The sequence below is a fragment of the Variovorax sp. P4_D9 genome, assembly GCF_056401695.1.
The window spans coordinates 1-18,981 of record NZ_JBFUIU010000082.1; the positions used below are offsets into that span (position 1 = coordinate 1).

The 18,981-nt window shown below is 69.3% G+C and carries 16 protein-coding genes and 1 pseudogene; 3 read left to right on the forward strand and 14 right to left on the reverse strand.

Annotation, left to right across the window (positions count from 1 at the left end; all coding sequences use genetic code 11):
* Positions 1–233: pseudogene (locus AC1DY5_RS11885) on the forward strand (ammonium transporter); the annotation flags it as partial.
* On the opposite strand, the gene AC1DY5_RS11890 reads toward AC1DY5_RS11885, so the two are convergent.
* The 9 genes from AC1DY5_RS11890 to nirB form a co-directional block, all read right to left on the reverse strand.
* Complete coding sequence (locus tag AC1DY5_RS11890) at positions 234–686, reverse strand: NUDIX domain-containing protein (RefSeq protein WP_478111484.1); 453 nt, start codon at positions 684–686, stop codon at positions 234–236.
* Positions 687–691: 5 nt separating this feature from the next.
* Positions 692–1,141, reverse strand: coding sequence for a GatB/YqeY domain-containing protein (locus AC1DY5_RS11895; protein ID WP_478111486.1), 450 nt, complete (start codon positions 1,139–1,141; stop codon positions 692–694).
* Between the two features lie 110 nt (positions 1,142–1,251).
* Positions 1,252–1,464, reverse strand: coding sequence for a 30S ribosomal protein S21 (gene rpsU / locus AC1DY5_RS11900; RefSeq protein WP_007833691.1), 213 nt, complete (start codon positions 1,462–1,464; stop codon positions 1,252–1,254).
* 117 nt (positions 1,465–1,581) lie between these two features.
* A complete protein-coding gene (locus AC1DY5_RS11905; RefSeq protein WP_478111487.1) occupies positions 1,582–2,799 on the reverse strand; it encodes a BaiN/RdsA family NAD(P)/FAD-dependent oxidoreductase in 1,218 nt (405 codons plus the stop codon).
* An 11-nt stretch (positions 2,800–2,810) separates the two neighbouring features.
* A complete protein-coding gene (gene cobA / locus AC1DY5_RS11910) occupies positions 2,811–3,599 on the reverse strand; it encodes a uroporphyrinogen-III C-methyltransferase (RefSeq protein ID WP_478111488.1) in 789 nt (262 codons plus the stop codon).
* Positions 3,596–4,528, reverse strand: a complete 933-nt coding sequence (ybiB, locus tag AC1DY5_RS11915; protein ID WP_478111489.1) for a DNA-binding protein YbiB — start codon at positions 4,526–4,528, stop codon at positions 3,596–3,598. Before ybiB ends, cobA begins: the two co-directional genes overlap by 4 nt.
* 24 nt (positions 4,529–4,552) lie before the next feature.
* A complete protein-coding gene (locus AC1DY5_RS11920; protein WP_478111491.1) occupies positions 4,553–7,366 on the reverse strand; it encodes a nitrate reductase in 2,814 nt (937 codons plus the stop codon).
* 13 nt (positions 7,367–7,379) lie between these two features.
* Positions 7,380–7,760, reverse strand: coding sequence for a nitrite reductase small subunit NirD (nirD, locus tag AC1DY5_RS11925; protein ID WP_478111493.1), 381 nt, complete (start codon positions 7,758–7,760; stop codon positions 7,380–7,382).
* 13 nt (positions 7,761–7,773) lie between these two features.
* The gene (gene nirB / locus AC1DY5_RS11930; protein ID WP_478111495.1) at positions 7,774–10,230 is read right to left on the reverse strand and encodes a nitrite reductase large subunit NirB; all 2,457 of its coding nucleotides are present in this window, start codon (positions 10,228–10,230) and stop codon (positions 7,774–7,776) included.
* A 65-nt stretch (positions 10,231–10,295) separates the two neighbouring features.
* Between nirB and AC1DY5_RS11935 the strand changes: the two genes are divergently transcribed.
* Positions 10,296–12,005: a bifunctional protein-serine/threonine kinase/phosphatase gene (locus tag AC1DY5_RS11935; protein ID WP_478111497.1), complete on the forward strand. Its 1,710-nt coding sequence runs from the start codon at positions 10,296–10,298 to the stop codon at positions 12,003–12,005.
* A gap of 17 nt (positions 12,006–12,022) precedes the next feature.
* On the opposite strand, the gene AC1DY5_RS11940 is transcribed toward AC1DY5_RS11935, so the two are convergent.
* Positions 12,023–13,294 carry an MFS transporter gene (locus AC1DY5_RS11940; protein ID WP_478111499.1) on the reverse strand — a complete coding sequence of 424 codons (1,272 nt, stop codon included), beginning with the start codon at positions 13,292–13,294 and terminating at the stop codon, positions 12,023–12,025.
* 254 nt (positions 13,295–13,548) lie between these two features.
* On the opposite strand from AC1DY5_RS11940, the gene AC1DY5_RS11945 reads away from it, so the two are divergent.
* Positions 13,549–14,823 (forward strand): type IV pili methyl-accepting chemotaxis transducer N-terminal domain-containing protein, encoded by a 1,275-nt coding sequence (locus AC1DY5_RS11945; protein ID WP_478111501.1) that lies wholly within the window; start codon positions 13,549–13,551, stop codon positions 14,821–14,823.
* Positions 14,824–14,857: 34 nt separating this feature from the next.
* Here the strand turns inward: AC1DY5_RS11945 and AC1DY5_RS11950 are convergent, their stop codons facing one another.
* The 4 genes from AC1DY5_RS11950 to AC1DY5_RS11965 all read right to left on the reverse strand — a co-directional run.
* Entirely contained in the window at positions 14,858–15,667 is an 810-nt protein-coding gene (locus tag AC1DY5_RS11950; protein WP_478111503.1) for an ABC transporter ATP-binding protein, read from the reverse strand.
* Positions 15,664–16,575, reverse strand: a complete 912-nt coding sequence (gene ntrB / locus AC1DY5_RS11955; RefSeq protein ID WP_478111505.1) for a nitrate ABC transporter permease — start codon at positions 16,573–16,575, stop codon at positions 15,664–15,666. The genes AC1DY5_RS11950 and ntrB overlap by 4 nt, the downstream gene beginning before the upstream one ends.
* Before the next feature lie 10 nt (positions 16,576–16,585).
* On the reverse strand, positions 16,586–17,830 hold the full coding sequence (locus AC1DY5_RS11960; protein ID WP_478111507.1) for a CmpA/NrtA family ABC transporter substrate-binding protein: 1,245 nt from the start codon (positions 17,828–17,830) through the stop codon (positions 16,586–16,588).
* Positions 17,831–18,152: 322 nt separating this feature from the next.
* A partial coding sequence (locus tag AC1DY5_RS11965) for a nitrate- and nitrite sensing domain-containing protein (RefSeq protein ID WP_478111508.1) occupies positions 18,153–18,981 on the reverse strand: 829 nt, incomplete at its 5' end.

Consider the following 18,981-nt stretch of genomic DNA (forward strand, 5'->3'; position numbering starts at 1 on the left):
GGGGTGGCATCGCGGCGGGCATCTTCGGCAGCCGGGCCCTGGGCGGCATCGGCGGCGTGAACCTGTGGGCCCAGCTCATCGGCGTGGCGTGGGCGCTGGTGGCGGGCGGCGCGGTGTACGGCGTGCTGCAGGCCACGCTCGGGCTGCGCCTGTCGCAGGAAGAGGAATACGACGGGGCCGATTTGTCGATCCACCACATCAGCGCCACGCCCGAGCGCGAAGCCAACTGGTGATTAGAGGATCAGGGCGGCGCGGACTTTTTCGATCACCCGGACGTAGGGGGCGGCGAAATTGTCCAGGGGCGCGTCGGGCGCCAGCCAGCTGAAGCTGAAGACCAGGCCGCCTTCCTCGGGGCTGCCCGAGGCGGTGTGTTCGAAGGTCTCAGGCAGCGGCGCTTCGGTGCGCATCAGGTACAGGTGCCAGAGTTGCGGGTGGCGGTACTTGTTGCCTTCGATGCCGGCTTCGCAATAGCGGTCGATGGTGCCCAGCGGCAGCAGTTCACCGAGGTAGTCGATGCCGGATTCCTCGAGCAGCTCGCGCCGCACCGCGTCCTCAGGCGCTTCCCCGGCCTCGACCGTGCCCTTGGGCAGCTGCATGCCCCGGTCCTCGGGATGATGGAACACCAGCAGCCGGCCCCGGCCATCGACCAGGCAGGCGCAGGCCTTGAGGACCGGGCTTGCCTTCACCACGCTCAGGCGCCCGAGAGCGCGGCCTTGACGGCGGCGCTGACCTGGCCCATGTCGGCCTTGCCGGCCAGCCGGGTCTTGACCGCGCCCATCACCTTGCCCATGTCGCCCGGGCCCTTGGCGCCGAGCTCGGCGACGATCGCCTTGACCTCGACAGCGACCTCTTCGGCGCTCATGCGCTGCGGCAGGTAGACCTCCAGCACCTTGATCTCGGCCGCTTCCTTGTCGGCCAGGTCGGTGCGCCCGCCCTGGGTGAAGGCGGCGACCGAGTCCTTGCGCTGCTTGACCAGCTTGTCGACGATGGCGACGACCATCGCGTCATCGAGCTCGATCCGCTCGTCGACTTCCTTCTGCTTGAGGGCGGCGAGCAGCAGGCGGATGGTGCCCAGGCGCTCGGAGTCCTTGGCGCGCATCGCGGTCTTCATGTCTTCGGTGATCTGGTCCTTGAGGCTCATGGCTGGCTTTCGTTCTGACTGTCGAAAAACAAAAGCCGCGGCAGGGTTTCCCTGGCGCGGCTCGATCCGGATTGAACCGGGCGGTGGCCCGAGGCCAACGCTGTGGGTGATCAGTACAGCTTCTTGGGGAGCTGCATGCTGCGCACGCGCTTGTAGTGGCGCTTGACGGCCGCAGCCTTCTTGCGCTTGCGTTCGGCGGTCGGCTTCTCGTAGAACTCGCGGGCACGCAGGTCGGTCAGCAGGCCGAGCTTTTCGATGGTGCGCTTGAAGCGGCGCAGTGCAACGTCGAAAGGCTCGTTTTCTTTTACGCGGATGGTGGTCATTGAAGGATCGGTTGGTTCAATTTGGCCTGGGGAGATCGAGGCCCCGGGCCGGGGTTCCTCAACTGAAAAAGGGGTGGGCCGTTGAGGGGAGGCCGAAGTTAGCCCAACATTATAGCGTCAGCTTTGGCCATCGGCCATTGCTTGCGCGCAGGCGTGGGCGCTGGCCCAGGCCCACTGGAAGTTGTAACCGCCGAGCCAGCCCGTGACGTCGACCACTTCGCCGATGAAGTAGAGGCCGCGCTGCTTCGATTCCAGGGTCTGGGACGACAGGTCGCGGGTGTCGACGCCGCCGGCCGTCACCTCGGCCTTCTTGTAGCCCTCGGTGCCGCTGGGCGTGATTTGCCAGTGCGCGATGCGCTCGGCCAGCGCGCCCAGCGCCCGGTCGGCGGCCTCGTTGATCGGGCGCTGCAGGGCGGCGTCCTGGCCGACCCAGGCGTCCGCGAGCCGGGCCGGCACCCAGGCCGCCAGTTCGTTCCCGATTCGTTTGCGGGAGCGCTGCTTGGCCTCGGCGAGCGCGGCCGCGACGTCGGTGCCGGGGGCGAAGTCGAGGGTCAGCGACGCTCCGGGCTTCCAGTAGCTTGAGATCTGCAGCACCGCCGGCCCCGACAGGCCGCGGTGCGTGAACAGAAGGTCCTCGTGGAAGCTCATGCGCTCCTTCTTGCCGCCGGTCTCGATCTGCACCGGCAGCGCCAGGCCGGCCAGGCCCGCATAGGGCTCCCAGGCCTCGCCGCCGAAGGTCAGCGGCACCAGCGCCGGCCGCGGCGCGACCACGCGCAGGCCGAACTGGGCGGCGATGCGGTAGCCGAAGTCGCTGGCACCGATCTGCGGGATCGAAAGGCCGCCGGTGGCGATGACGAGGCGAGGCGACTGCACGGTGCCGCGAGAGGTTTCGAGGCTGTAGCCGCCTTCTTCCGACCAGGCGATCCGGCCGGCGCTGCAGGGCTGCCAGTGCGCGACGCCGCCGGCCGCGCATTCGGCCAGCAGCATGTCGATGATCTGCTGCGAGGGGCCGTCGCAGAACAGCTGGCCCTTGTGCTTCTCATGGAAGGCGATGCCATGGCGCTGCACCCGGGCGATGAACTGCTGCGGCGTGTAGCGCGACAGGGCCGAGCGGCAGAAGTTCGGGTTGTCGCCGATGAAGTGCCGCTGCGGTGCCCGCACGTCGAGGTCGCGGTTGGTGAAGTTGGCGCGGCCGCCGCCCGAGATGCGGATCTTCTCGGCGATGCGCTCGCCATGGTCGAGCAGCAGCACCTTCAGGCCGCGCTGGCCCGCGAGGCCGGCGCAGAAAAGGCCGGCGGCGCCGGCGCCGATGACAACGACGTCGAAGGAGTTCAAGAGGGCCGGGCTCAGGTTCCGAAGCGGGTCGACGGCAGGCCGGCCGCGGCCAGGCCGCGCAGCACATCGCCGACCACGATCACCGACGGGCTGGCCATCGCCGCGCTCGCGATGTCGGCGCGCAGCCGCGCCAGCGTGGTCACGATGTGACGCTGCTGCGGCAGGCTGGCGTGCTGGATCACGGCCACGGGCGTGTCGCCGGCGAGGCCGTGCAGCAGCTCGTCCTGGATGTGGGCGACGCCGGCGACGCCCATGTAGATCACCAGCGTCAGGCGGGCGTCGCGCGCGGTGGCGGCCAGTTGGCGCCAGTCGGTCGGGTGCTCGCCGGCGGCGTAGCCGGTCTTGGCATGGCCGGTGACGAACACCACGCCCTGCGCATGGTCGCGGTGGGTCAGCGGGACGCCCAGCGCGGTGACCGCGGCCAGTCCGGCCGTGATGCCGTTGACCACCCGGACCTCGATGCCGGCCTCGCGCAGGTGCTCGACCTCCTCGCCGCCGCGGCCGAAGATGAAGGGGTCGCCGCCCTTCAGCCGCACCACGGTCTCGCCTTCCTGCACCGCGGTGATCATGAGCCGCTCGATGAAGGCCTGCGGCGTGCTGCGGCAGCCGCCGCGCTTGCCGACGTGGACGATGCGGGCGCCGGGGCGCGCATAGGCCAGGATCTCGTCGTTGACCAGGTCGTCGACCAGCAGCACGGTCGCCGCCTGGATCGCCTTGACCGCCTTGAGCGTCAGCAGTTCGGGGTCGCCGGGGCCGGCGCCGACCAGGGTGCAGCTGCCTTGGAGTGAGGAAGGGATCATGGGGTCTCCGCGGTGTGCGTTTCTTGCGCCCGCTGCGCCAGTTGAAGGATGTGCTCGACCTGCTGTGCGATGGCGCCCGGCACCGGCAGCTCGCCGGCCAGCACCCGCCGCGTGTAGACGGCCGTTGTCTCGATGTCGATCTCGGCCGGCAGGCCGGGCACTTCGGCCTGGGTGCCGGGCTGCTGCGCCTGCAGCGCGATGCGTTGTCCGCGCACGAAGCCGTCGACCTGCGCGGTGCGGCGCGGGTCGGCCGCGCTCTCGCCCTCGAGGCCGCGCGACAGCAACGCGGTCGTGCCGGTCAGCTCGAAGGTGGCGGCCATCGAGCGCGCATATTCGGGGTGCGTGTAGCTGCCGACCACCACGCAGTCGCCCAGGCCGGGCTGCATCAGCTTGACCACGCTGTGGCCGGGATTGCGCAGGCCGACCACGCGGCGCACGTCGAGCAGGCGCTTGAGTCCGGGGCTCAGTACTTCGGTCGGCGCGAACACCGCCTCGCCGTTGTCGAGTGGCCGGATGGCCCGGAGCGCGGGAACATCGAGCACGGCCAGCACGCTGGAGGCCAGCACCCGGGCCGACTCGGTGGCGGCACCGTGCACCAGCACCGGCAGCCCTTCGCGCGCCAGCAGCAGGGCCAGCAGCGGCGTCAGCACCGGCAGCCGGCGGGCGCCGTTGTAGCTCGGCAGCACCACCAGCGGCCGATCGGTGGCCGGGAAGCGCGCCAGTCGCGCATGGGTGGCATCGAGGAAGCCGGCCAGCTCCTCGGGCGTCTCGCCCTTGATCCGCATCGCCAGGCAGAAGGCGCCCATCTCGAGGTCGGAGATGCTGCCGTCGAGCACCTGGCCGAACAGATCCGCCGCCTGCTCGCGGGCGAGCGGCTTCGCACCGCGCGTGCCGCGGCCGATTTCCTTGATGTAGTGGCTGATTCCCATGGCTGCCGGATTGTCCCGCATGCCTTATGCCGGTTGGGCAGTGGGCTTATGCACCGCGGCGGCGCGCACCATGCGCTTGAGTTCGGGCAGGCAGGAGCCGCAGTTGGTGCCGCACTTGAGCGCGCCCTGCAGCTCGGCCAGGCGCTGGCCCTCGTCGCCCGAGCCGGCCGCCAGCTGCGCCTCGATGGCGGTCTGGGTGACGCCGAAGCAGCTGCAGATGACCTTGCCGCGGGCCGCCACGCCGGCCGGTGCCGCGGCGCCGGGGCGCAGCAGCTGGCGGCCGTACGCCTGGGCCGGCAGGCGATCCTGCAACAGCGCCTTGATCCAGGCTTCGGCGCGGGTGTCGCCGCCGAGCAGGAAGCCCTCGAGACGGGCATCCTCGCCGTCGCGCACCAGGCGTACGGCGCGCCGCTGGCCGCGCCGCGCATCGGCGTAGCGCAGGGTGTCGTTGCCGCAGAGCGCCAGCAGGCTTTCGATCCGCGCCAGCACGGCGTCGGGCGGGGCCTCGTAGGCCGCGGCGCGGAACAGGATGCCGGTGCGTTCGGGGGCGCCGCCCTCGAGTGCGCTGCCGGCCCCGAAGGGAACGCAGCTGGCAAAGGGAAAGCTCTGCATCAGCCCGCGCAGCGCGCCCGCCGTATCCAGCGCCGCATCCTGCGGCAGCCAGGCGGCGGCGAGCAGCGACCAGGGCAGTTCGGCCTTGAGGATCTTGACCGCCGCGTGCTTGAGCTCGGGCTGCTTCGAATCGGGGCAGTAGCTCGGCGTGGTGAGCGCGTTGACGCCCGCCAGCCGCTCGCCGGTGCTCGAGCTGCCGCTCAGGTACTCGCCGCCCCAGTGCATCGCGATGAAGGCCTGGGACAGGCCGACCTCGGTGCTGGCGGCCAGCGGCAGCACGATCGAGCCGCGGCGGGAAGTTACGTGCACCAGGTCGCCCTCGGCGAGCTGGCGGCGCGCCATGTCCTGCGGATGCATCTGCACATTCGGCTCGGCCACGTGGCCGAAAAGGCGGCCCAGCGTGCCGGTGCGGCTCATGCCATGCCACTGGTCGCGCAGCCGCCCGGTGTTGAGCGAGAACGGATAGCGCGCCTCGCGGGCCTCGGCCACCGGCTTGTAGGGCGTGTCGACGAAACGGGCGCGGCCGTCGGGCGTCGGGAAGACGCCGTCCTCGTAGAGGCGTGCGCGGCCCGTGGCCTCGCCCTCGCGCAGCGGCCATTGCTGCGGCGCGGCCTCGAGCATCGCGTAGCTCATGCCGGTGATGTCGAGGTCGCGCCCGCGGGTGCTTTCGCGGTGCTCGTTCCAGACCGATTCGGCATCGCCGTAGGGGAAGAGGGTGTTCGGGGTGCCGGGGCGCGCGAGCCGTGCTTCGAGCCTGCGCGCAAAGGCCACGCCGATCGCCCAGTCGTCGCGGGTCTGGCCCGGCGCCGAGACCGCCGGGCGCACGCGCGAGATCCGGCGCTCGCTGTTGGTGACCGTGCCCTCCTTCTCGCCCCAGGTGGTGGCCGGCAGCAGCAGGTCGGCGAAGTCGCAGGTCGAGGTGGTCGAGAAGGCCTCCTGCACCACCACGAACTCGCAGCGTTCGAGCGCGCGACGCACGGTCGCCTGGTCGGGCATCGACTGAGCCGGATTGGTGCAGGCGATCCACAGCGCGCGGATCTCGCCGTCGGCGGCGGCCTGAAACATCTCGACCGCGGTCTTGCCGGGCTTCTGGGGCACATCCGGCACGCCCCACAGGGCCGCGACTTCGGCACGGTGCGCGGGGTTCGCGAGGTCGCGGTGCGCCGACAGCAGGTTGGCCAGCCCGCCGACCTCGCGGCCGCCCATCGCGTTGGGCTGGCCGGTCAGCGAGAACGGGCCGGCGCCGGGCTTTCCGATCTGCGCCGTCGCCAGGTGCAGGTTGATCAGCGCCGCATTCTTGGCGGTGCCGGAGGAGGACTGGTTGAGGCCCTGGCAGTACAGGCTCAGCGTGGCGGCCGAGGTCGCGAACAGGCGCGCGGCCTGCAGCAGATCGTCCTTGGCGATGCCGCAGACCTGCGCCACACGGTCGGGCGTGCAGTCGCGCACCGTGGCCTTGAGCGCGTCGAAGCCGCTGGTGTGCTCGGCGATGTAGCGGGCGTCGGTCCAGCTTTCCCAGAGCATCAGGTGCAGCATGCCGTTGAACAGCATGACGTCGGTGCCGGGCTGGATCGGCAGGAACAGGTCGGCGATCTCGACCGTGTCGGTCCGGCGCGGGTCGGCCACGATGATCTTCAGCGCCGGGTTGGCGGCCTTGGCGTCTTCGATGCGCCGGAACAGGATCGGGTGCGCCCAGGCCGTGTTGCTGCCGACGATGAACAGGCAGTCGGCGAACTTGAGGTCGTCGTAGCAGGCCGGCGGGGCGTCGGCGCCCAGTGTCTTCTTGTAGCCGGCCACCGCGCTGCTCATGCACAGGCGCGAGTTGGTGTCGATGTTGTTGGTGCCGATCAGGCCCTTGGCGAGCTTGTTGAAGACGTAATAGTCCTCGGTCAGCAATTGGCCCGAGACGTAGAAGCCGACCGCGTCCGGGCCATGGTCGCGGATGACGCGGGCGAAGGTGTCGGCGGCCAGGTCCAGCGCAGGCTCCCAGGCCATGGCTTCGGGCGCTGCGCGGCGCTCGGCCCGCCGCATCGGCTGCAGCAAGCGCGTCTGCCGCGTGACCGCCGCGCTGGCGGTCAGGTGCAGGGTCGAGCCCTTGGTGCAGAGCCGGCCGAAGTTGGCCGGGTGGTCCGGATCGCCGCGCACGCCGGTGATCTGCGCGCCATCGGATTCGATGATCACGCCGCAACCGACGCCACAGTAGGGGCAGGTGGAGCGTGTTTCGTTCATATTGTTCCTCGGTTCAAGCCGCGACGGAGCGCTTCGGGCCGGCCACCGGCCGCTCGAGCTCGGTGGCGTGGCTCGCCAACTCCTCGCTGTCCAGGTGCACCACACCGTCCGTCACCTTGACGGCGAAGCGCGGCGTGCAGCCCTCGTCGGGCGCCTTCGCGCAGCCGTCGTCGAGGCCGAGGGTCCAGTTGTGCAGCGGGCAGGCCACGCTGGTGCCGAAGACGATGCCCTGGCTCAGCGGGCCGCCCTTGTGCGGGCAGCGGTCGAGCAGCGCGAAGATCTGGTTCTCGGCATTGCGGAACACCGCGACATCGACCCCTGCGGGCCGGGCCACGCGCCGCGCACCCAGCACGGGGATGTCGTCGACGCGGCAGATGGGTTTCCATTGGTTCATGGTCATGTGCTCCTCAAGCGGTTTGCGGCTGCGTGTCGACCACCGCCACCGGGGCGAACTGCCGGACATCGACCGCGGCCTGGCTCGACGCGAACCACGGATCGGGCTCGCCGTCGAGCGCGAACTGCAGCCGCTCCCACAGGGTCTTGCGGCCCTCGGCGTCCTCGAGGATCTTCTTCTTCACGTAGTCGAGCCCGACGCGGCCGACGTAGTGCACGGTCCGCTCGAGGTACCAGCCTTCCTCGCGGTACAGCTGCAGGAAGGCGCCGGCGTATTCCATCACCTCCTCGGAGCTTTTCACCTTGACCAGGAAGTGCGCCACCTCGGTCTTGATGCCGCCGTTGCCGCCGACGTAGATCTCCCAGCCCGAGTCGACGCCGATCACGCCGACGTCCTTGATGCCGGATTCGGCGCAGTTGCGCGGGCAGCCCGAGACCGCCAGCTTGACCTTGTGCGGCGAGTACATCGCCCACAGCGCGCGCTCCAGGTCCTTGCCCAGCTGCGTCGAGTCCTGCGTGCCGAAGCGGCACCACTCRCTGCCGACGCAGGTCTTGACGGTGCGCAGCGACTTCGCATAGGCGAAGCCCGAGGGCATGCCGATGTCCTTCCAGACGTTCTCGAGGTCTTCCTTCTTGACGCCCAGCAGGTCGATGCGCTGGCCGCCCGTGACCTTGACCGTCGGAATCTTGTACTTGTCGGCCGCGTCGGCGATGCGGCGCAACTCGTCGGGCGTGGTGTGGCCGCCCCACATGCGCGGGATCACCGAGTAGGTGCCGTCCCTCTGGATGTTGGCGTGGCTGCGCTCGTTGATGAAACGGCTCTGCGGATCGTCCTTCGCCTCCTTGGGCCAGGTCGAGATCAGGTAGTAGTTGACGGCCGGCCGGCAGCTCGCGCAGCCGTTGGGCGTGCGCCAGCCGAGGTTGCGGTAGACCTCGTCGTGAGTCAGGTAGTGCGACTTGCGGATCGCGTCGCGCACGTCCTGGTGGCTGACGTCGGTGCAGCTGCAGACCGCCTTCTTCTTCGGCGTCGCGGAATAGTCGCCGCCGGCCGTGAACATCAGGATCTGCTCGACCAGCCCGGTGCACGAGCCGCACGATGCGCTGGCCTTGGTGTGCTTCTTGACCTCTTCGAGCGTGAACAGGCCCTTGTCCTTGATCGCCTTGCAGATCGTGCCCTTGTTGACGCCGTTGCAGCCGCAGACCTCGGCGTCGTCGGGCATCGTGGCTGCCTTGCTGTGGCCCTCGTGCCCGGTGTCGCCGATGTTCGATTCGCCGAACATCAGCTTGTCGCGGATGTCGTGCACGCTGCGGCCGTCGCGCAGGAGCTTGAAGTACCAGCTGCCGTCGACCGTGTCGCCGTAGAGACAGGCGCCGACCAACTTGTCGTCCTTGATCACCAGCTTCTTGTAGACGCCGCCGAAGGGGTCGCTCATGACGATCTCCTCGGTGCCTTCGCCGCCCATGAATTCGCCGGCCGAGAACAGGTCGATGCCCGTGACCTTGAGCTTGGTCGAGGTCAGCGAGCCCAGGTAGCGGCCGATGCCGAACTGCGCCAGGTGGTTGGCCGCCACCTTGGCCTGCTCGAACAGCGGCGCCACCAGGCCGTAGGCGACGCCGCGATGCGCCGCGCACTCGCCGACCGAGTAGATCCGCGCGTCGGTCACGGTCTGCATCGTGTCGCTGACCACGATGCCGCGGTTGACGTGCAGCCGGGCCTTCTCGGCCAGCTCGGTGTTGGGCCGGATGCCGACCGCCATCACGACCAGGTCGGCCGCCACCTCGGTGCCGTCCTTGAAGCGGATGGCCTTGACCCGGCCGTCCTCGCCGCCGACCAGGTCCTGCGTCTGCGCGCCCATCAGGAACTTCAGCCCGCGATCCTCGAGCGACTTCTGCAGCAGCTTGCCCGCGACGTCGTCGAGCTGGCGCTCCATCAGCCAGGGCATCACGTGCACCACCGTGACGGTCATGCCGCGCAGCATCAGGCCGTTGGCCGCTTCCAGGCCCAGCAGGCCGCCGCCGATCACCACCGCGTTCTTGTGCGTGCGCGCCGTCTCGATCATGTAGTCGGTGTCGGCAATGTCGCGGTAGGCGATCACGCCCTTCAGGTCCTTGCCGGGCACCGGCAGCATGAAGGGGTTGGAGCCGGTGCACAGCAGCAGCCGGTCATACGCGGCCTCGGTGCCGTCATCGGCGCGCACGACGCGCTTGACGCGGTCGATCTCAACCACCTTCTTGCCGGCGTGCAGCGTGATGTGGTTCTCGGTGTACCACTCCCAGCTGTTGAGCACGATCTCGTCCACCGTCTGCTCGCCGGCCAGCACCGGCGACAGCAGGATGCGGTTGTAGTTGGGATGCGGCTCGGCGCCGAACACGGTGATCTCATAAAGATCGGGTTCGATCTTCAGCAGCTCTTCGAGCGTGCGCACGCCGGCCATGCCGTTGCCGACCATCACGAGTTTCATCTTCTTCATGGGGCTGGACCTTTCGTGGATTCGAATCAAGCGGGGTGCCCGGTGCGCGCGTGGAGAATCGCGCCATGAGCTTTGAAGTGGACATCGGCTACAGCAGCCAGCGCGGACCGCGCGAAGTCAACGAGGATTTCGCCGGCACCGTGCGGGCGCCGGCCGGCGAGGAGGCGCGCGGCCTGATCGCCGCCATCGCCGACGGCGTATCCACCGGCGGCCGCGGACTGGAGGCCGCGCAGACCACCGTCATGGGCCTTCTGGCCGACTACTTCGCGACGCCCGACACCTGGGAGCCGACCGCCGCGCTGGACCGCCTGATCGGTGCCCAGAACGCCTGGCTGGCCGACCACAACCGGCGCCGGCAGGGCGGTGGCACCGCGCTCACCACGCTGACCGCCCTGGTGCTGCATGGCCAGAGCTACACCCTGGCCCATGTAGGCGACACCCGCGGCTGGCGGGTGCGCGAGGACGGCGAGCCGGCGGTCCCGCTGACCCAGGACCACGCCTTCGAGCACCCGGACCTGCGCAGCCGGCTGACCCGCGCGATCGGCCTCGACGACCAGGTGCGGGTCGACTACGCGCAGGGCGACGTGCGCGTCGGCGACTGCTTCGTGCTGACCTCCGACGGCGTGCATGGGGTGCTCAAGGCGCAGCAGCTGGCGCGCTTCGCGCTGCAGGGCACGGCGCGGGAGGGCAGCGAGGCGCTGGTGCGGGCGGCCCTGGCGGCCGGCACGCGCGACAACGCCACCGCGCTGGTGATCCGCGTCATCGGCCTCGACGCGCGCCAGCTCGACGACGAACTCGGCGACGTCCGCCGGCTGGCACCGCCGGCGGCGCTGAAGGTCGGCGACACGATCGACGGCTACGTGATCACGGCGCGGGTCGCCGACACCGGCGTGCACCTGCTCTACCAGGCGCGCCACCCGGTCACGCGCGAACTGGTCGCGATCAAGACGCTGCATCCTTCGCGTGCCGGCGATCCGGAGGAGCGCGCCATGCTGGCGCACGAGGCTTGGCTGGGGCTGCGCGTCAGCGCCCGTGCCGACAGCGGCTTCGTGCGGGTGCACGAACGCGCCGAGAACGCCAGCGCGCTCTACATCGTGTTCGACTGGCATGGCGGCCGGACGCTCGAGCAGTTGCAGAAATCCGGTCCGCGCGGCGCTGCGGCCGAGGTCGTCGCCGCGGCCATCGCGGTCGCCAAGGCGCTGGGGCGGCTGCACCGGCATGGTGTGGTGCACCGTGACATCAAGCCTGGCAACCTGCACCTGGGCGATGACGGCCGCTGGCGCATCCTCGATCTCGGCGTCGCGCTGTCCGGCCGCGAAGGTGCGGCGCAGCGCGAGCTGCACGCCGGCACCCCGAGCTACATCAATCCCGAGCAGTGGGAGGGCGCCGAAGCCGATGCGGGCAGCGACCTGTTCGCGCTCGGCGTCACGCTCTACCAATGGCTGGCGGGGCGCCTGCCTTACGGCGAGATCGAGCCCTACCAGCTGGCGCGCTACCGGCGCGACCCGGGAGCCCTGTCGCGCATCCGGCCCGACGTGCCGGTCTGGCTCGACCACCTGGTGTGCAGGGCGGTGGCGCGCGATCCGCGCCAGCGCTTCGAGACCGCCGAGGAACTGCTGCTGGCGCTGGAGCGGGGCGCTTCGCGTCCGGTCGGCGCGCCCGGCGCCACGCCGCTGATCCGGCGCGATCCGGCCGCCCTCGTCAAGATCGGGCTGGCCGTGTCGCTGCTGTTCAACGCACTCCTCGTGCTGTGGCTGCTGTTCCTGCCGCGCTGACATGACGGGCGATCGCTTCATGGCTGGCGCGCCGTCTTGCGCGGGGCGGCGTACTTGGTTGCCGATGGGGAGGCCGAAGTCCTTGCGCGGCCGCCTTTTTCGGCCCAGGTGCGGGTCCAGCGGATCTGCATCACACGCATCACGCCGAGCATCACCAGCGACAGCAGCGCGAAGAAGACGAAGCCCCAGGTGTAGCTGCCCAGGTACTGCTTCGACAGGCCCATCGCGTTGGGCACCAGGCCGCCGCCGAGGGCGCCGATCTCGCCGATCATCGAGCCGGCCACCGCGGTGCTGGCCGGCCAGCGCAGCGGCACCAGCTGGAACAGGGCGCCGTTGCCGGCGCCGAGTGCCGCGAAGCAGAGGATCAGCAGCAGCGTGGTGAGCACCAGCGACGACGACGAGACGCCTACCAGCACCAGCCCGGCCGCCACCACCGTCAGCACCAGCGTCAGCGTGTTGACGCCGCCCCAGCGGTCGGAGATCCAGCCGCCGACGATGCGCACCGCAGCGCCCATGAAGGCGGCCAGCATGGTTAGTTGGCCGGCCTGCACCTTGCTCACGCCGAACTGGTCGTAGTAGTAGGACGGCAGGAAGGTCGTGAGGCCGATGAAGCCGCCGAAGGTGACGCCGTAGATCAGGCTAAAGACCCAGCCATCCTTCTCGAACAGGCAGGCGATGTGCTCGCGGAAGCTGGCGTGGCTGTCGATGTCCGGCGGCTCTTTCGCGAACACGATCATCACGATCATCGGCAGCAGGATCGCGCCGGCGGCGACGCCATAGACGCTCTGCCAGCCCAGCCATTGCGCCAGCGGCGGCGCCACCAGCACCGACACCGCGGTGCCGACGTTGCCGGCGCCCACCAGGCCCATCGCCAGGCCCTTGTGCTGCGGCGGGAACCAGCCCGAGCCGAGCGACAGCGCGACGCCGAAGCTGGCACCCGCGATGCCCAGCAGCACGCCCATGGCGAGCAGGTCGTTGAAGGTCTTCACCATGAAGAAGCCGAACAACATGGCCACCGCGATCAGGCCCATCTCGACCAGCGTGGCGCTCTTGCGGCCGATGTACTGCGACAGGATGCCTAGCGGAAAGCGCATCAGCGCGCCGGCGATGATCGGCACCGACAGCATCAGGCCCTTCTGCGCCGGCGAGAGGTCGAAGGTCTCGCCGATGAACGGCGCCATGGCGCCGTTCAGCACCCAGATGCAGCACGAGAACGAGAAGTACAGAAAGGCCGCGAACAGCGTCGGGCCGTGGCCTGAATGCAGAAATGTCTTGAAGCTGGTGGACATGGCGGTCAATGCGAAATGCCGCGGCGCGGCCGGGAGCGGACCGTGTCGTCGGACGGGGTTGGGGGGGTGTGGCCGCGCTGGCAGCCGGCAGCCTGAACGGTGTGTCCGGCCATGGCGCCGCCGGACCGAGGGCAGGAACCTGCCGCTTCACCAATGCGGTGCTTCATTACACCGCGACCTGTATCACGCAAGAGGCGTGCCAGAAATTCGCAGCTCGCCTGGCCTATGCTTTGCATCCCTTTGCTAACTCCGCCGTGACCTCTCTTCTCGTCGTTCTTCCCTCTGAAAACGCCGAGGCCGCGCTGCCTCCGGCGCTGGCCCGGGCACTGGCTGGTCGCGACATCGTCGCGGTCGGCTGCCGTGATCTGGTGCGCCAGGTCGAGCTGTCGGCACCACGACAGGTCCTGCTCTGGCTGCCGGCGTCGCTGCCCGAACCGCTCTACGAGGCGCTGCGGCCATGGTCGGGTACGCCGCCCTGTGCCCTGAGCCTGGTCAGCGCGCCGCTGGACGCCGACGCGCACGCGCAGCTGGTGGCGCTCGGCGTGCATGCCTGGGCGCCGATCGACGGGCTCGATGCGGCGTCGCTCGAGGGACAGCTTGGCCGGGCCGGTGCTCGCTGGCAACGCGAGACCGCGCTGCGCACCGAGTTGGATGCCTTTCGCACCCGTCTGGACGAGCGCAAGTGGGTCGACCGCGCCAAGGGGCTGCTGATGTCGGCGCGCGGCATCGGCGAGGACGAGGCCTTCGGCCTGCTGCGCGGTGCCGCGATGCATGCCAACCTGCGGCTTGGCGAGGTCTCGCGCTCGGTGCTCGAGGCCGCGCAGTGGGCGGATGCGATCAACCGCGCCGGCCAGCTCCGCATGCTGTCGCAGCGGCTGGTGCGGGTGGCCGCGCAGGGCTTGGCCGGCATCGACGCGCGGCGCGCCCGCGTGCTGCGCACGCAGTCCGCGGAGCGGGTGCAGCACAACCTGGATCATCTTGCCACCCTGACGCTGGGCCAGCCCGGGACCGAGGCGCTGGCCCGGGTGCGCGCTGCGTGGCAGGCGCTCGAGACGGCGCTGGCGGCGCGGCTGGCCGCGCCGGTGCTGGCCGAGATCGATGCCCGCGCTGAAGCGCTGCTGATGGCCGCCGAAGCGCTGACGGAGGCGCTCGAAGCCTCGGGCGCCCGCCGGGCGCTGCGCATCGTCAACATCTGCGGCCGGCAGCGGATGCGCGCGCAGCGGCTGGCGAAGGATGCGCTGCTGGCCTCGGTGCTGCCGGCGCCCGGATCGCAGCAGCGGCTGGCCGCGACCATGGACGAGTTCGAGGCCGCGCTGCGCGAGCTCGAGTCGGCGCCGCTGAGTTCGCCCGAGATCCGTGCCGCGCTGGTGATCGCGCGCGACGAATGGCTGCGCCTGATGGGCGGCGTGCGCGCCCTCGACAGCGCCGAGGGCCGGGCCTCGCTGGTGCGCTCCAGCGATGCGCTGGTCGACACCTTCGAGCGGCTCACGGCCTCGTACGAGCACAGCCTGCAGGTCATCATGTCCTGACTACCGGTGCGACCGAGGCCGTGCAATCGACGGCTCAGGCCGCGACCTTCTCCACGTGCGCCTGGCGCGTGTAGAGGAAGTCGATCACGGCCTTGCGGGCATGCACGTAGACCGGGTCCTCCGCCAGCTCGACGCGGTTGCGAGGCCGCGGGATGTCGACCGCCAGCACCTCGCCGATGGTGGCGGCCGGGCCGTTGGTCAGCATCACGATTCGATCCGACAGCAGCACGGCCTCGTCGACGTCGTGCGTCACCATCACCACCGTGCTGCGGGTCTTCTGTACGATCGCGAGCAGCTCGTCCTGCAGCTTGGCGCGGGTCAGGGCATCGAGGGCGCCGAAGGGCTCGTCCATCAGCAGCACCTTGGGTTCCATCGACAGCGCACGGGCGATGCCGACGCGCTGCTTCATGCCGCCCGAGATCTCGCCGGGCCGTTTCTGCGCCGCCGGCGTGAGGCCGACCAAGGCCAGTGCCGCTTCGGTGCGGGCCTTGAGCTGCGCCCTGTTCTCGGTCGCCGCGAACACCCGCTCGACCGCGAGATACACGTTCTCGTAGCAGGTCAGCCAGGGCAGCAGCGAATGGTTCTGGAACACCACCGCGCGCTCCGGCCCCGGGCCCTTGATCTCGCGGTTGGCGCACAGCAGCACGCCCTGGGTCGGTGTCGTCAGGCCGGCGATCAGGTTCAGCAGCGTCGACTTGCCGCAGCCCGAGTGGCCGATCAGCGTGATGAACTCGCCCTTGGCGACCTGCAGGTTGACATCGCGCAGCGCCAGGAAGCTGCCCTTGGCGGTCTTGAAGCGCTGCTCGACCCCTTGGATCTCGATGTACTTGTTGTCATCATTCATGACTTCACCTCTTCGAACGTGAACGCGGTGGCGATCCTGATGAGCGCGAACTCGAGCACCAGGCCGACGATGCCGATGACGAAGATCGCGATGATGATGTTGGCGACGTTGAGGTTGTTCCACTCGTCCCAGACCCAGAAGCCGATGCCGACGCCGCCGGTCAGCATTTCSGCCGCGACGATCACCAGCCAGGCGGTGCCGACGGCCAGCCGTACGCCGGTCAGCATGTAGGGCAGCACGGCGGGGAACAGGATCTTGGTGAAGATCTTCCATTCGCTGAGCTTCAGCACCTTGGCGACGTTCATGTAGTCACTCGGCACGCGCTGCACGCCGACCGCGGTATTGATGATCATCGGCCAGATCGAGCAGATGAAGATGGTCCAGATCGCGGCCGGGTTGGCCCCCTTGAAGACCAGCAGGCCGATCGGCAGCCAGGCCAGCGGCGACACCGGCCGCAGCAGGCTGATCAATGGATTGAACATGCGCGAGAGGAACTCGAAGCGTCCGATCGCGAAGCCCGCCGGAATGCCGACCGCGGCCGCAAGGCCGAAGCCCAGCGCCACGCGCTGCAGCGACGAGAGCACGTTCCAGCCCACGCCCTGGTCGTTCGGGCCCTTGCTGTAGAACGGATCGCTGAACACCGTGAGCGCCTGCTGCCAGGTCGCGAGCGGCGTGGGGAAGCCGGTGGTGCTCCTGAGCGCCACCAGCTCCCAGACCAGCACCAGCAGCGCGAAGCCAAGCAGCGGCGGCAGCACGCGCAGCCACACGGCGCGGAAATCGCGCGGCACGCGCGGCGCCGGTTCGGCGGCCACCGGCGCGGCCGCCGGCCGAGCAGCGTGGGCGACGACCTTGGCTGCGGGCATGACCGGCTTGGCCTCGAGGGGGGAATGGAAGACGGCACTGACCATGGCGGGCTCCTCAGGCGTGGACCTTGAATGCATCGGCGTACTGCTTTGGGTTCTTGCCGTCCCAGACGACGCCGTCGAACAGCTTGCTGCTGCGCATCGTCTCCTTCGGCACCGCGGTCTTGGTGGCGGCGGCGGCCTGCTTGTAGATGTCGATCTGGTTGATCTGCGTCGCCACCTGCAGGTAGTCCGGGTGTTCCTTCAGCAGGCCCCAGCGCTTGTGTTGCGTGAGGAACCACATGCCGTCCGACAGGTACGGGTAGGTGACCGCGCCGTCGTTGTAGAACTTCATGTAGTTGGGGTCGTCCCAGTTCTTGCCGAGGCCATTGGTGTAGCGGCCCAGGATGCGCTGGTTGATCGCGTCGACGCTGGTGTTGACGTAGCTCTTGTCGGCGATGGTCTCGGCCATCTTGTTCTTGTTCTRCAGGCCGGTGTCGATCCACTTGCCGGCCTCGATGATCGCGGCGGTCACGGCGCGCGCCGTGTTGGGATACTTCTTCACGAAGTCGCCGGTGGTGCCGAGCACCTTCTCCGGGTGGTCCTTCCAGATGTCCTGGGTGGTGATCGCGGTGATGCCGATGCCGTCCATGATCGCGCGCTGGCCCCACGGCTCGCCGACGCAATAGCCGTCCATGTTGCCGACCCGCATGTTCGCCACCATCTGCGGCGGCGGCACGGTGATGACCTTGGCGTCCTTCAGCGGGTCGATGCCGTTGGCGGCCATCCAGTAGTACAGCCACATCGCGTGGGTGCCGGTGGGAAAGGTCTGGGCGAAGGTGTACTCGGCCTTCTCCTTGCCCATCACCTTGGCCAGCGACGCGCCGTCGACCGCGCCCTTGTCGGCCAGCTTCTTCGACAGCGTGATCGCCTGGCCGTTGTTGTTGAGGGTCATCAGCACCGCCATGTCCTTCTTCGGGCCGCCAATGCCCAGGTGCACGCCGTACACCAGGCCGTACAGCACATGGGCGAAGTCGAGCTCGCCGTTGACCAGCTTGTCGCGCACGCCGGCCCAGCTGGCCTCCTTGCTCGGCACGATCTTGACGCCGTACTTCTTGTCGATGCCGAGCACCGAGGCCATCACGACGCTGGCGCAGTCGGTCAGCGGGATGAAGCCGATCTTGACTTCCTCCTTCTCGGGCTTGTCCGAGCCCTGCGCCCAGACGGCGGCGCGCAGCGCGGGGTCGAGGCCGACCACGCCCGCGGCGGCGGCTTGCAGCACACGGCGGCGACTCAGTTGGTGTTTCAGCGCATCGGTCATGGGGCTACTCCGGAAATGAAAAATCGAATCGAGAAAACAAAAAAGGCGCCCTCACCGCGCACGGGCTGCTCTGAGTCGAGCCCCTGCGGGATAAGGACGCCTTTGTCCGGTTCGGTGGGCCGCACCCGCCGTTGGATGCCACCTGCCTGAAGACCTTCGTCGGTCTATGTGCTGAGATGAAGCAAGCGGCGTGCCAGTCCTGGTTTGCTATGAAAAAGAGAGCATCGAAGGACCGTCGATGCTTGTCAGACCCCGGATCCAGATCGAATTTCCGGCGCCGCACATTGCTTGTGCGGTGCACCATTCCGGGCCTGCAGCGCACTCAGGGGGCCTTGTCGGCGGGCAGGTACTCGGCCATCGCGAGCACCGATTCGGCAACCTCGACCAGCCGCCGTCCCTGGTTCATCGCGGTCTGGCGCAGCATCTTGTGCGCCTCCTCCTCGCTGATGCGGCGATGCGCCATCAGCAGGCCCTTCGCGCGCTCGACCAGCTTGCGCTCGTTGAGTGCGGCGCGCACGGTGTCGAGTTCGTCGCCCATGGCCTGAAGCCGGCGCGACTGCTCCTGTACCATGTCCAGAATGGAACGTTCGAGCTGCCGGCCGTAGGCTGCACCGGTGGACGGGCCGGACGGGGAGGGCGCGCTGTCCGGCATCGCGACCGCATCGAGGAAGAAGTCCGCCGTGCTGTCGCGCTCGCCCTGCAGGCTGACGAGCAAGGCCTCGTGGGCCTGCAGCTCGGAGCGCGCCTGGGCCGTCTTCTGTACGCAGAGCTGCCGCAGGTCGGCGGCGAGCCGTTCCTCGATGGCCTGCATGGCGTCGATGCGGCGCGAGCAGCAATCGAACCAGCTCTGGCTCAGTTCGCTGTCGAGCGCCACCCCGGCCGGCGCGGCGCAGGCGATGCGGCGCAGCCGCTCCTGCTCGGCCAGCTGGGCAGGGGACTGGAGGGTGCGCCAGGCCTCTGCCAGTCCGGGGGCCGCGAAGTCGGTGAATAGCTGGAAGCAATGCTCCTGCGAGTCGATCAGGTGCAGCCACTGCTGTTGGCGCGCGCCATCGTTGCGGCCCGAGGCGAAGGCCGCGGCGCCGCAGGCCCGCTCCTGGCCCGCGAATTCCTTGCCCTGCATGAAATTGAACAGCGCCACCAGGCAGCGTGAG